Here is a 14,006-nt window from a genome sequence, read left to right as displayed (position 1 = left end):
AATATTAATTCTTTTTATTTAATATATACGTTTTAACTGCTGCGTTATGCTGCTTTAACGTGGTTGAAAATTGGTGGCTACCATCGCCTTTTGATACAAAGTAAACGTATTCACTTTGTGGCGGATTAACTGCAGCTAAAATAGCGGCTTTTGATGGCATTGCAATCGGTGTTGGTGGTAAACCATTAATACGATACGTATTGTAAGGCGTATAATCGCGTAAATCTTTGCGTTTAATATCGCCATCAAAATCAGCGCCTAATCCGTATATTACGGTTGGATCGGTCTGTAGGCGCATATTGGTGTTTAATCGATTAACAAACGCTGATGCAATTAACGGACGCTCGCTGGCAAGGCCTGTCTCTTTTTCAATAATTGAAGCCATTATTAGTGCTTCGTATGCTGTTTTATAGGGTAGATTAGCGGCGCGCTGCTGCCAAGCATCATCTAACGTTTGCTGCATTTTTTGTGCTGCACGTTTTAATACACTGCTTGCAGTATCGTTATTATGATAATGGTAAGTGTCGGGGAATAACCAGCCTTCTAAGTGCGTGTCATTACCCAGTATTTGAGTACTTAGTTCGTCAGTTTTTAAATCGTTTTGTAAATTATCAGCTTTTTTAATAGCACTTAGTACTTCACGTAAGTTTTGCCCTTCGATTATGGTAAAACTAAAGTTGATTTGCTGGCCTTGATTAATTTTTTTTACGTTGTTGATAACGCTATCGGCTGTTAGCTCGTAAAGGCCCGCTTTTAAGTCGGTAAGTGTGGGATCTAATTTGGCAATTACTTGATAACGCCAGCAGCCTTCCACCCAGTTATTAGCTTGCCACTGCTGACATAACTTATTAAAGCCAGTGCCATGCTTAACTTCAAATTGTGTGTTTTGTGCTACTTTTAGCGGGCTATTTATTGTTGCTTGTAATTGCTGGTAACCAATAGCAGTGGTTATAACAGCTAAAAAAAGTACCGATAAAATAACTTTTAACACTCAGCCTCCTTGGCTAATAATCTAGTTAGTAATGCGTGGCTGTCGTCTGTATTAAATACCTGTTGCTCAATACGTTTAACAGGTACTGCTCCCATTAAGCTATTACACAAAAATACGGCGTCTGCTTGGGTTAAATCTTCTACTTTCACGCGTTTAAATTCAACAGGCAATTTATCACATAACGATTGTAGATAAACGCCCTTTATTCCGCACTCATCAAGCAATGGCGTAAACACACACTTATTTTTAATCGCAAAAATATTAGCTGCTGAAGCTTCAATTACATTGTTATTGTAATCAAGCACTAACACATCATCGCAGTTTTGCGTTTGCATCGCTTTTTTAATTAGCACTTGTTCAAGTCGGTTTAATGTTTTAAGGCCCGCTAAATAAGGCTGTGCCGCTAATTTAATCGGGCTTATTTCGAGATTTACACCCTTTTTAACAAGCGCTTCGTAATTACTAGGGTAATCTAATATGCTCAATAAAATAGTAATATTACACTCACTTGGCAGCCCATAACCACGTCCGCCTTCGCCTCGCGTTACAAGTATTTTAAGCACGTTTAGTGGTGCAGCGTTTATATGCAAAGCAATTTGATTTTCAAGGCTATTAAAGTCTAACTCAGGAAAACCCAAACGCTGTGCGCATTCAATCAAACGCGCTTTATGATGAGCCCAATACTGTACTTGCCCATCAACAACCTTAGCGGTTGTAAAAAAGCCATCACCGTAATTTAAGCCCCTGTCACGCGTGCTTAAAGTGCTGTTTTGATCTACTGCTATTATTGTTTGCATTTTGTTTGGCATATAAAAAAAGCCCAGTTAAACAACTGAGCTCTTATAATTTGATTCGTTGTTAAAAAAGATTATACCTTTTTAAATAGCAACGAGCCATTAGTACCACCAAAACCGAACGAGTTACACAGTGCAAAGTCTAACTTTGCATCACGTGCAGTGTGAGCAATATAATCTAAGTCACACCCTTCGTCTGGATTATCAAGGTTGATAGTTGGTGACACTTTTTGATCTGTCAGTGATAAAATCGAAATAATCGATTCAACTGAACCTGCAGCACCTAACAAGTGACCCATCATCGATTTAGACGAGCCTACCATTACATCTTTAGCTGCATTACCAAAAATAGACTTAACAGCGGCAGTTTCTGCTTTATCGCCTGCATTTGTAGATGTACCGTGTGCGTTAATGTAACCAATTTGCTCAGCGTTTACTTGCGCATCGTTTAGTGCGTTTTGCATTGCAAGTGCAGCACCCGCACCATCTTCTGGTGGTGACGTCATATGATACGCGTCGCCACTCATACCAAAGCCTACAAGCTCAGCATAAATTTTAGCGCCACGTGCTTTAGCATGTTCGTACTCTTCAACTACAACAACACCAGCGCCGTCAGAAAGCACAAAGCCATCGCGGTCTTTATCCCAAGGGCGAGAAGCCGCTTGTGGATCGTCATTGCGGGTTGAAAGTGCACGCGCAGCATTAAAGCCACCCATACCAATTGGGGTACACGCTTTTTCTGCACCGCCAGCAACCATTGCATCTGCATCACCGTAGGCAATCATGCGGGCTGCATGGCCAATATTATGCAAACCAGTAGTACAGGCAGTTACAATTGAAATATTTGGACCACGAAGTCCATGCATCATTGATAAATGACCTGAGATCATATTAATAATGGTAGACGGCACATAAAATGGCGACAACTTGCGCGGACCACTATTTAATAGCTTAATGTGGTTTTCTTCAATTAACGTAAGCCCACCAATACCTGAGCCTACAGCTACACCAATGCGTGCTGCGTTTTGCTCAGTGATTTCAAGGCCTGAATCTTTAAAGGCTTGAACACCCGCTGCAATGCCGTACTGAATAAACAAGTCCATTTTTTTAGTATCTTTCGCTGACATGTATGCAGTTGCATCAAAATCATTTATTAAACCAGCGAATTTAGTACCAAATTTTGATGTATCAAAGTGCGTTATTTTTTGAATGCCACTTTTACCATCTAATAAGCCTTGCCAGGTTGATTGAACATCATTACCTAGCGGCGTCAACATTCCTAAGCCAGTTACGACGACTCGACGTTTAGCCACGGTTTGCCTCCAATAAGGGATATTTTACAAGGGGATGATCATACCCAAGCTACCTCAAAGTGCTAGTCCCAAAATAGATTAAAAACGCATAACACAATCAAAATTAATTTTTACCTAAAATTGAGCATAGAGATTTAAGTTTTGAATCACGAACTTTGAGGTGGTTTGGATATAAAAAATTAAAGGCAGCGGATGCTGCCTTTAACGTGCGATTAATTACTCAGCGTGTGCTGTAACGTAATCGATAGCAGTTTGTACTGTAGTGATCTTCTCAGCTTCTTCATCTGGGATCTCAGTATCAAACTCTTCTTCAAGAGCCATTACTAGTTCAACAGTATCAAGAGAATCTGCACCTAGGTCATCTACGAAAGAAGATTCATTTTTAACTTCTTCTTCTTTAACACCTAGTTGTTCAATGATAATTTTCTTTACGCGTTCTTGGATATCGCTCATTCTTCTTTCCTTTATTAAAAACGCCAATGCGTTATTTTCAGATTGCGGCGTAGTTTACGCCGCATAATTCTCTGATTCAATGATTTGACCATAAATAATTGTCTGGTCAAACCTCTGAGTGTGTGTTTTGTCTTTTATCGCTTATTTTCGCAGCGATTTCAAGTATGTTTAAAGCAAGTTCACAAATAATTCAATGTTTTTGAGGTAACTTACTTAACTTTATCAAGTAGCAATCTAGGTACAATGGCGATTAAACCATGTACATCGCGCCATTTACATGCAAAGTTTCGCCTGATACATACGCAGCCGCGTCAGATGCTAAATAACATACTGCAGCAGCAATTTCGTCTGGTTGGCCTAAACGCCCTGCTGGAACATTTGCAAGTGTTGCTGCTTTTTGCTCATCAGTTAAATTATCAGTCATGTCTGTTTGAATAAAACCAGGTGCGATTACGTTAACTGTAATACCACGTGATGCAACTTCGCGCGCAAGTGACTTAGAAAAACCAATTACACCCGCTTTAGCCGCTGCATAATTAGCTTGACCTGCATTACCCATAGTACCCACTACTGAGCCAATGTTAATAATACGGCCTTTCTTTTTCTTCATCATTGGACGAAGTACCGCTTTAGATAAACGGAAAACTGAGCTTAAATTAGTGTCGATAATATCGTCCCACTCAGTTTCTTTCATACGCATTAATAAGTTATCGCGTGTAATACCTGCGTTATTTACAAGTACGTCAATATCGCCTAAATCAGCTTTTATTGCAGCAAGTGTTGCTTCAATAGATGCAGGATCGGTTACGTTTAATGCATAACCTTTACCATTGTCACCTAGGTATTCACTGATTTTAGCAGCGCCTGACTCACTTGTCGCAGTACCTGCAACTTTTGCACCTTGTGCAACTAATGTTGTTGCAATTGCTTTACCAATACCACGGCTGGCGCCAGTAATTAGGACAATTTTGCCCTCTAATGAAAATAAATTAGACATTTTATATACTCTTATTTAGCTGCATCAATTGAAGCGGCGTCGTTTACTGAGCCACAGATCATTGCTTTATCAATTCGTTTAGCAAGTCCTGTTAATACTTTACCAGGACCAAATTCGTAGCTTTGTGTTACATCTTGCGCAACCAAGGCTTGTACTGTTTCTGTCCAGCGAACTGGGCTATAAAGCTGACGTACTAGTGCGTCTTTAATTGCATCAGCTGACGTTTCAGCTTTTACATCAACATTATTAATTACATCACACTTAGGTGTATTAAATGTTAAAGCGGCTAAGTCTGCTGCTAGCTTGTCAGCTGCTGGCTTCATTAACTCACAATGTGAAGGTACGCTAACAGAAAGTGGTAATGCACGTTTAGCACCGGCATCTTTACATGCTTGCGATGCTCTATCTACTGCCGCTTTATGGCCTGCGATAACAACTTGACCAGGAGAGTTGTAGTTAACTGGAGATACAACCTCACCTTGCGCTGAGGCAGCACAAGCCGCTTTAATTTCTTCATCGCCTAAGCCAATAATAGCAGCCATTGAACCTACGCCTGCTGGCACTGCTTCTTGCATGTATAAACCACGGTTTTCAACAAGCTTTACGGCTTCGCTCAAGCTTAATACATCGCTACATACTAACGCTGAGTATTCACCTAAGCTGTGACCCGCCATAACAACGTCTGCATCAGGGTTAGTTGCTAACCAATCACGGTAAATAGCAACACTTGCAGTTAGTAATGCAGGTTGTGTGCGGTGGGTTTGATTTAATTTTTCTTCTGGGCCATTAAGAACTAGCTCTGCTAAGTCGTAACCCAGTGCATTTGACGCTTCTGCAAATGTTGCTTTAACAATGTCAGAACTCTCTAGTAGTTCTTGTAACATACCAACGCTTTGCGAGCCTTGACCTGGGAATAGAAGTGCAATTTTTTGTGCCATACTTTGCTCTTTTTAATTAAACAAATAAATAATGAAATACACGGCACATCAATTATTGATTAACCGCCGTGTCTTTAGAATGTGTTTTTTCGAAAATAGCGGCTATTTTATCAGGAAGTTGACGTTCAACCTCTTTTACCGCTTCATCAATTGCTGCTTGAAATGCTTTAGCTGACGCATTTCCATGACTTTTAACGACAATACCGCGCAATCCTACCAGAGAAGCACCGTTATACTGGTCGGGGTTCACCCTTTTATAGAGTTTTTTTATTATTGGGCGCAATATAAACGCCATACATTTATATAAAAGGTGCTTTTCGAGTGCGGTTGTAAACTTATTCATAATAAGCTTGGCAATGCCTTCACATGTTTTAAGTGCTACGTTACCAACAAACCCTTCGCATACTATGACATCAGCCTTACCCGAAAAAATATCACTTCCTTCGCTGTAACCAATATAATTTATGTGTGGGCTTTGCTGCATTAATTGTGCAGCTTGTTTAATGTCGTCGTGGCCTTTAATGTCCTCAGCACCAATATTTAATAAACTAACGCGAGGATTATCCAAACCAAGTGCTTGTCCTGCAACTATAGAGCCCATAATGCCAAACTGATAGAGCATTTGCGCATCACAATGCACATTAGCACCTAAGTCGAGTAAATATACTGGGTTTTTAAGCTCTGTAGGAACAGATGAAATGAGTGCGGCACGTTTAACACCTGGCAGCATTTTTAATACATAGTGAGCCATAAAAAATAGAGCGCCGGTATTACCTGAGCTAACACATGCTTGAGCCTCGCCCGATTTAACTAAATCTAGGGCAACACGCATAGATGAATCTTTTTTTGAACGCACAGCAATTGCAGGTTCACAGGCATTGGTGACTATTTCACTACAGTGACGAATTATGAGTCTAGGATGAGGTAAAGAATCGAGAGATTCGAGTTCTTTAGATATAACATGTTCATTGCCACATAAAATGAGAGTTAAATTGGCATGAGCATTTACTGCACAAACGGCAGCAGGAATAGATGAACGGGGGCCGTAATCGCCCCCCATCATATCTAACGCTATGGTTAGATCTTTCAGCATATAAGTAATCTCTTATTTAGAAATTACTTGAACGCCTTTGTAGTAACCATCTGCAGTCACATGGTGACGACGATGAGTCTCACCAGATGTTTGATCTACAGTTAAAGTTGGACCACTGATCGCATCGTGTGAACGGCGCATGCCGCGTCTTGCACGAGACTTTTTGCTTTTTTGTACAGCCATAGTCTTCTCCTAAGAATCTTTCTTAAGTTGTTTCAAAATATCAAATGGATTAGGTTTATCATCTTCCGCCTTTAATACACCAAAGCTGGCAGGCTTTGCTGAATAACTGCATGAAGCTTCGTTGTGGGTAGCCACTAATGGAATTGCTAAAATTAGTTCGTCTTCAATTAAATTAAAAACGTTAACTTCACCATTTTCATCAAGCGCTACTTCATCGTAGTCTTCTGGAAAAATATCTAACTCTGTATCTTCACCTACTGGTGAATATGCAAAGTCTTGAACCAAATCCAACCCTAAATCACCATTACAACGTTGACAAATGACAGTAACGTGTGTGGACAAATTGCCTCTAATCACAGCGAAACCTTGATCATCGTTTTTGCAATGTATTTTTACCGCTATTTCACCTACTTCTTCCTGCACAACTTTCTCTAAACGAGTAAGTTTTTCAAGCGGTACAATTCCGTCATACTTTAAACGGTGCTGCGCTGCTTTGCCTGGATGAAGAGTGATGGGAATTTTCACCTTTTGCATAGGGGCTGCATCATATAGATAGTTAGTTTGTTAGTCAAAGTAAAAAACCATTTTTACTTGGTTTTTAACGTGTTTTACTCTCGGATCTGATTTATCCTAACTCAATCTGAATTATCGTAGGAAAACAGTCCGTGAAGCATCCACTCATTTTAGCGTCAAGCTCGCCTTTTAGGCAGTCTTTATTACAAAAATTTAATTTACCATTTGATACGTTTTCACCAGACGTTGACGAATCAGCACTTGAATGCGAAACACCTACCGAACTGGTTAAGCGTTTAAGTGAATTAAAAGCATCAGCGGCTAATAAACACTTTAACAAAGGGTTAGCTATTGGATCAGACCAAGTCGCTGTGTTTAATAATCAAATTTTAGGTAAACCACATAATAAACAAAATGCCGTAAAACAACTAAATTTATTTAGCGGTAATACTGTAACATTTTTAACTGGGCTTTGTGTTTACGATATTGTAACTGGCACTAAAAAAACCTGCGTAGAACCTTTTAATGTGACGTTTAAAACTCTCAGTGATGCACAAATTAGTGCTTATTGCGACGCAGAGCAGCCTTATAATTGTGCTGGCAGCTTTAAAAGTGAAGGGTTGGGTATCTGTTTATTTGAAAAGTTAAGCGGAGACGATCCTAATAGCTTAATTGGGTTGCCATTAATTAAACTCAGCCAGCTACTGGCTGAGTTTGGTATTGATGTACTTACTGCTCAAAACAAGTTCTAGTTAAATAAATTAGCCAAGCAAAACCTGTTGCAGCTGCAGATAGTTATCTACTGTTGCAACAGGACTAAGCTTATTTAACTGCTGTGCGTTGTGTACACCCATTGTTACGCCAATTCTATCCATGCCAGCAGCTTTTGCCATAGTCATGTCTATTTGAGTGTCGCCAATCATTACAGCGTCTTGAGCACTTATGCCAAGTTCTTCAAGTAATTGATACAACATATCTGGAGAGGGCTTTGATTGCGCGTCATCGCTTGTACGTGTTGCACTAAAAAAATGGCGCAATTGACTTTGTTCAAGCAAACGCTCTAACCCACCCCTACCTTTACCTGTTGCAACCGCTAAAACAATGCCCTGCTCTTTTAAGGCATTTAAAACGCTGACAACATTAGCAAATACAGGCGTGGGAGTAGTATCCACACTGTATTGATATTTATAACCTGAAATTAACGCTTGGTGCTGCGCTACATTATCAGGAAATAAAACGTCAATTGCTTTTTCAAGAGACATACCAATAATGTTTTTAATGGCTAAATCACTTGGCGACACTAAATTAAGTGACTCGGCGCTACTACGAATACAGTTAACTATTTTAGTTACTGAATCCATAACGGTGCCATCCCAATCAAAAATGACGAGCTTATATTTTTTAATTGGGGCTACTTTTATCACAGTTTTGCATCTCGTAATTTTAGTAATGTATTTTTAAGCGTTTTATCTAGCGGTGCTTCAATACGCATGGTTGTTTCGTTTTTAGGGTGATAAAAACTTAAATCATGTGCGTGTAAAAACAATCGGTTTAACCCAACTTTACGCATAGAATCGTCGAAACCCTGATCGCCATATTTATCGTCGCACGCTATTGGGTGACCTTTACATTGCGTATGCACACGAATTTGGTGCGTACGCCCTGTAACAGGCGATGCTTGTACAAGTGAGCAATCGTTAAAACGTTCAAGTACTTTAAAACGAGTATGTGAAGGTTTTCCCTCAGTGTTATCTACGCGTACTACGCGCTCGCCCGATTTAAGTGTATTTTTACGCAGCCCTTCGGTAACGTTTTTAGTTTTAGAGTCCCACTGCCCTTCTACAAGTGCCCAGTAATTTTTTTCCATTGTTTTTTCACGAAGTTGTTCATGCAACGCTGTTAACACCGAACGACGCTTCGCTATAAGTAAACAACCCGATGTATCACGGTCAAGCCTATGAACTAGCTCAAGGCTACGTTCCTCTGGGCGAAGTGCTCGCAAAGCTTCAATCAAGCCATAACTTAAACCACTGCCGCCATGAACAGCCATACCTGATGGTTTATTTATTACGATAAGGTATTTATCTTCAAATAAAATATCGTTTTCTAGGCGAGTTACTTTGTCTAATTTTGATGGAACAAATTCTTCACGCTCAGCAACCCTGATAGGTGCAATACGAAGTACATCTTCAAGCTGTAGTTTATATACAGGCTTAATACGCTTTTTATTAACGCGTACCTCACCTTTGCGCAAAAGTTTATAAATAGCGCTTTTAGGCACCCCTTTTAAATGGGTAATAAGAAAGTTATCAATACGCTGACCTAAATGGTCTTCGTTGATCGTGACATAAGTTACTTGTAAGTCGTTTTTTTCTGACATTGCCTAATCACTAATTTAAGTAAAATAATTTAGTTGCTAACACTGTAATAATAGTGGGATAATCAGCAGCGCAAATATTTAGTATTTGCAAATAACAACGGTGCTTTTTAACACATTAAAACATTCGTGATGCACATTCTGGGTAGCCGATCATACAGATCCGAGTTAAGTTTTCCAAAGCTTTTATGCCTCCTCAGTTAACACGTGCGATCAATTAACGGCAATGCGCGTAATATATTGCTGGTTAAGTTTGAACATGAAGCGATTTTTAACGTGCTAGAGAAAGCAATGAACAGATAATTTGTCTGATAGTGACGACGTAAAAAAAGTCGTTCAGCACTAGCTCAATTATTGTAGTACCGTATAGCAGCTTATTTAGAACTAAAAAAATCTAATAAATAAGCGTTCATTAACATCGGCAGCGATTTTTGCTCTTAAAACGGATATTAGCGATACATCAGTATGTATTGCTCACCAACTTAATGAGCCCTACGCGCCTAATATGAATGATATTTAGTAAGATTAATATGACAGGCCAACTTCTGGGTAAAACTTGTAAACGTAGCTGAAAAGCCGACAGTTTTAGCACCATTAAGAATTTAATAGCGATAATAATTGCTATTGTTTGCCAGCATTTAAAATACTGCATACGAGAAACAGAGCCGTTCCGTTAAAGACCCAGTCGTGAGGCTGCACATTCTAAAAATAGGGACAACTGAACAGGCGAGAAAAACATCGTCATGTCAGCGACATAAATAAGTAGAGTAACAATATGAAACGTATGCTAATCAATGCAACGCAGCAAGAAGAAATGCGCGTAGCACTGGTTGATGGCCAGCGCCTATATGATTTAGATATCGAAAGCCCAGGTCACGAACAGAAAAAAGCCAATATTTATAAAGGCAAAATCACTCGCATTGAACCATCTCTTGAAGCAGCATTTGTTGATTACGGTGCTGACCGCCATGGTTTCCTTCCTTTAAAAGAAATTGCCCGTACTTACTTCCCTGCAGGTTACACTTTTCATGGTCGCCCTAACATTCGCGACGTGATCAAAGAAGGTCAAGAAGTTATAGTACAAGTTGATAAAGAAGAGCGTGGCCAAAAAGGCGCTGCGTTAACTACTTTTATCAGTGTTGCTGGTAGCTACTTAGTGCTTATGCCTAACAACCCTCGTGCTGGCGGTATTTCTCGTCGCATTGAAGGTGATGAACGTACTGAACTTAAAGAAGCATTGGGTCGTTTAGAACTTCCTAAAGGTATGGGCTTAATTGTTCGTACAGCGGGTGTTGGTAAATCGTTTGAAGAATTAAACTACGATTTAAAAGCATTATTAGTACATTGGGAAGCAATTAGACAAGCAGCCGATAGTGCTAAAGCGCCATTTTTAATACACCAAGAAAGCAATGTAATATTCCGTGCGATACGCGATTATTTACGTCGTGATATTGGCGAAATTTTAATTGATAAACCACGTGTTTTTGAAGAAGCTAAAGCGCACATTGAGCGTTTTCGTCCTGACTTTATGAGCCGTGTTAAGCTTTATCAAGGTGACACTCCTTTATTTACGCATTACCAAATTGAAAGCCAAATTGAGTCTGCGTTCCAGCGTGAAGTACGCTTGCCTTCTGGTGGTTCAATTGTAATTGACCCAACTGAAGCACTAACGTCTATCGATATCAACTCGTCTAAAGCAACTAAAGGCGGCGATATTGAAGAAACAGCACTTAATACTAACTTAGAAGCGGCCGATGAGATTGCACGTCAATTACGTCTTCGTGACTTAGGTGGTTTAATTGTTATCGACTTTATCGATATGACGCCTCCACGTCATCAACGTGAAGTAGAAAATCGTTTAAAAGATGCTGCTCGTCCAGATCGTGCTCGTGTTCAAATTGGTAAAATTTCACGCTTTGGTTTACTTGAAATGTCGCGTCAGCGTTTGCGTCCTTCATTAGGTGAAGCAAGCCAAGGCCCATGCCCACGTTGTAGTGGACAAGGTACTATTCGTTCAAACGAATCAATTGCACTTTCTATTCTTCGTTTAATTGAAGAAGAAGCAATTAAAGACAACACAGCACAAGTAAATGCACAAGTGCCTGTTGCCGTTGCCGCTTATTTATTAAATGAGCAACGTCGTAGTGTTCATCGCATTGAAAAACATCATAAATGTGACGTAGTGATTATTCCTAATCAACATATGGAAACACCACATTACGAAGTTATGCGTTTACGTAAAGACGAAACACTTGAAACGGTGAGTTACGGACAAGTTGTTGCGCCAGAACCTGAAGCATTTGAGATGTCAAAATCACCAAGTGCACCAGTACGTGAAGAGCCAATGCTAAAAGGTGTTGTAATGCCTTCTACACCGGCTCCACAAGCAGCGCCTACACCAGTAGCTCAGCCAGTAGTAACAGAGACTAAAACTGAAGGTGGCTTGTTTGAAGCAATCACTAAATGGTTTAAATCGTTATTTGCAAGCGAAACAGTAGAAGAGAAAAAAGAAGCTGTAGAAAAAGAGCAGCAAGAAGCGCGTAATAACGCTCGCCGTGGTAACGATAATCGTCGTCGTAATAACAACCAACGTCGTCGTAATAATAACCCGCGCACTAATAAACCACGCAATGAGCGCCCTGCAGCTGAAGAGGAAGTTAAAACAGACTCACCAGCAGCAACAAGCACCGAGACGCAAGAAAGAAACGAGAACCGCAATAAGCGTCGTCGTAACCCTAACTCTCGTAAGCGCCCAGAGCATAAAAGCGAAGAAAAAGATCAAGTTAAAACTGAAGCCCCTGTAAAAGCAGAAGTAGAAGTAGAAACTGATTCTAAGCCAGCTCAAGCTGTAGAGCCTAAAGAGCAAAAGCCTAAAGTTCGCCGTCAACGTCGTAACATACGTAAAAAAGTACGTCTGCAAGATGAAAACGCTGAGCAAGCTAACTCAACAGAGCAAACACCTGAACAAGCGGTAGTTACTGACACTCCACAAGTTCAAGAGCAAGCACCTGTTGTAGAAAAGCAAACACAAGCTCCGGCAGAAAAAACAGCTCACATTAAAGAAGAGAAAGTTGACGTTGTTGATTCTAACGATGAAGCAGCAACTACTGAAGACGAGCAAGAGCAAACACGTACGCGTTCACGCCGTTCTCCTCGTCATCTTCGTGCATCAGGTCAACGTCGTCGACGTCCTGAAGGTGAAGCAGAAGTTAAATCTGACGAAGCCCCTGCATTTGTTCCAGTTGCTGATCAAGCTGCTGCAGAATATGAAGCAGAACTTAAAGCTAAATCTGAAGAAACACCTGTGGATGCAGCGCAGCAAATTGAACAAGCCGTTGCAGTTGAAGACTTAGCAAAAGTTGAAGCTGTAGAAGAGCCAGCTAAAGTTGAAACTCCAGTAGTAACTGAAGAGCCAGCTAAAGTTGAAACTCCTGTAGTAACTGAAGAGCCAGCTAAAGTTGAAACGCCAGTAGCAACTGAAGAGCCAGCTAAAGTTGAAACGCCAGTAGCAACTGAAGAGCCAGCTAAAGTTGAAACTCCAGTAGTAACTGAAGAACCAGCTAAAGTTGAAACTCCAGTAGCAACTGAGGAGCCAGCTAAAGTTGAAGCGCCAGTAGTAACTGAAGAGCCAGCTAAAGTTGAAACGCCAGTAGTAACTGAAGAGCCAGCTAAAGTTGAAACTCCAGTAGCAACTGAAGAGCCAGCTAAAGTTGAAGCGCCAGTAGTAACTGAAGAGCCAGCTAAAGTTGAAACGCCAGTAGTAACTGAAGAGCCAGCTAAAGTTGAAACGCCAGTAGTGACTGAAGAGCCAGCTAAAGTTGAAGCACCAGTAGTAACTGAAGAACCAGCTAAAGTTGAAACTCCAGTAGTAACTGAAGAGCCAGCTAAAGTTGAAGCAAAAGTGAAAACTGAAAAATCAGCACCGCATGTTAAAACAGCGGTTACTCAAGGGTCTGCAAGTGCGCCAATGGCACAGCCTACTCCTGTAGCTGATAGCGAAGTAAAACACACATCTGTAGCAATGGCTCACGATAAACGTGACCTAGTACCAGACAGTGGTTTACGTGCGGGTTCTATCAAACCTGCTGGTCGTGCAAGTTCTGCAATGACTAAAACATTGAGTGTTGATTAATAACTAACACTTATTAAAAAGCCCCGCTATTTAATAAATAGCGGGGCTTTTTTGTTTACATGCTTTGAATAATTATTAAAGTTTCTTCACGCCCATAATAAGCGATTTGTTCACAAAGAGGTTACAAGACGCTGCGCTTTTAGAGGTAACAATAAAGCTAAATTGAAAAAGCTCCGCTAATAAACCATCGCTTGTGTTTTCTCATTTACTCCTCTTTCACTT

The 14,006-nt window shown here is 40.3% G+C and carries 13 protein-coding genes; 2 read left to right on the top strand and 11 right to left on the bottom strand.

Annotation, left to right across the window (positions count from 1 at the left end; translation table 11 throughout):
* Positions 1–4: 4 nt before the first annotated feature.
* From mltG to yceD, 9 genes are all read right to left on the bottom strand, one after another.
* Positions 5–991, bottom strand: a complete 987-nt coding sequence (gene mltG / locus I6F43_RS08485; RefSeq protein WP_197101839.1) for an endolytic transglycosylase MltG — start codon at positions 989–991, stop codon at positions 5–7.
* Complete coding sequence (pabC, locus tag I6F43_RS08480; protein ID WP_197101837.1) at positions 985–1,800, bottom strand: aminodeoxychorismate lyase; 816 nt, start codon at positions 1,798–1,800, stop codon at positions 985–987. The genes mltG and pabC overlap by 7 nt, the downstream gene beginning before the upstream one ends.
* A gap of 59 nt (positions 1,801–1,859) precedes the next feature.
* Positions 1,860–3,098: a beta-ketoacyl-ACP synthase II gene (fabF, locus tag I6F43_RS08475; RefSeq protein ID WP_197101835.1), complete on the bottom strand. Its 1,239-nt coding sequence runs from the start codon at positions 3,096–3,098 to the stop codon at positions 1,860–1,862.
* 216 nt (positions 3,099–3,314) lie between these two features.
* Entirely contained in the window at positions 3,315–3,551 is a 237-nt protein-coding gene (gene acpP / locus I6F43_RS08470; protein ID WP_002962377.1) for an acyl carrier protein, read from the bottom strand.
* A gap of 250 nt (positions 3,552–3,801) precedes the next feature.
* Complete coding sequence (gene fabG, locus I6F43_RS08465; RefSeq protein WP_007585730.1) at positions 3,802–4,548, bottom strand: 3-oxoacyl-ACP reductase FabG; 747 nt, start codon at positions 4,546–4,548, stop codon at positions 3,802–3,804.
* An 11-nt stretch (positions 4,549–4,559) separates the two neighbouring features.
* Positions 4,560–5,486 (bottom strand): ACP S-malonyltransferase, encoded by a 927-nt coding sequence (fabD, locus tag I6F43_RS08460; protein WP_197101834.1) that lies wholly within the window; start codon positions 5,484–5,486, stop codon positions 4,560–4,562.
* A 52-nt stretch (positions 5,487–5,538) separates the two neighbouring features.
* On the bottom strand, positions 5,539–6,579 hold the full coding sequence (plsX, locus tag I6F43_RS08455) for a phosphate acyltransferase PlsX (protein ID WP_007585728.1): 1,041 nt from the start codon (positions 6,577–6,579) through the stop codon (positions 5,539–5,541).
* A 12-nt stretch (positions 6,580–6,591) separates the two neighbouring features.
* Entirely contained in the window at positions 6,592–6,762 is a 171-nt protein-coding gene (rpmF, locus tag I6F43_RS08450) for a 50S ribosomal protein L32 (protein ID WP_002962381.1), read from the bottom strand.
* Between the two features lie 9 nt (positions 6,763–6,771).
* A complete protein-coding gene (gene yceD / locus I6F43_RS08445) occupies positions 6,772–7,296 on the bottom strand; it encodes a 23S rRNA accumulation protein YceD (protein ID WP_007585727.1) in 525 nt (174 codons plus the stop codon).
* Between the two features lie 131 nt (positions 7,297–7,427).
* On the opposite strand from yceD, the gene I6F43_RS08440 reads away from it, so the two are divergent.
* Positions 7,428–8,027: a Maf family protein gene (locus I6F43_RS08440; RefSeq protein WP_197101832.1), complete on the top strand. Its 600-nt coding sequence runs from the start codon at positions 7,428–7,430 to the stop codon at positions 8,025–8,027.
* Positions 8,028–8,036: 9 nt separating this feature from the next.
* Here the strand turns inward: I6F43_RS08440 and I6F43_RS08435 are convergent, their stop codons facing one another.
* Together I6F43_RS08435 and rluC are read right to left on the bottom strand one after the other, a co-directional pair.
* Complete coding sequence (locus I6F43_RS08435; RefSeq protein WP_331459162.1) at positions 8,037–8,699, bottom strand: HAD-IA family hydrolase; 663 nt, start codon at positions 8,697–8,699, stop codon at positions 8,037–8,039.
* Entirely contained in the window at positions 8,696–9,655 is a 960-nt protein-coding gene (gene rluC / locus I6F43_RS08430; protein WP_010554171.1) for a 23S rRNA pseudouridine(955/2504/2580) synthase RluC, read from the bottom strand. Before rluC ends, I6F43_RS08435 begins: the two co-directional genes overlap by 4 nt.
* Positions 9,656–10,427: 772 nt before the next feature.
* On the opposite strand from rluC, the gene rne reads away from it, so the two are divergent.
* Complete coding sequence (gene rne / locus I6F43_RS08425) at positions 10,428–13,784, top strand: ribonuclease E (RefSeq protein WP_197101830.1); 3,357 nt, start codon at positions 10,428–10,430, stop codon at positions 13,782–13,784.
* Positions 13,785–14,006: the final 222 nt, after the last annotated feature.

The organism is Pseudoalteromonas sp. NZS71_1 (assembly GCF_015864305.1).
GTDB classification, from domain to species: Bacteria; Pseudomonadota; Gammaproteobacteria; order Enterobacterales; family Alteromonadaceae; genus Pseudoalteromonas; species Pseudoalteromonas arctica.
Note: the sequence above shows the minus strand (reverse complement) of the source record. Positions and strands in the feature narration are given on the sequence as shown.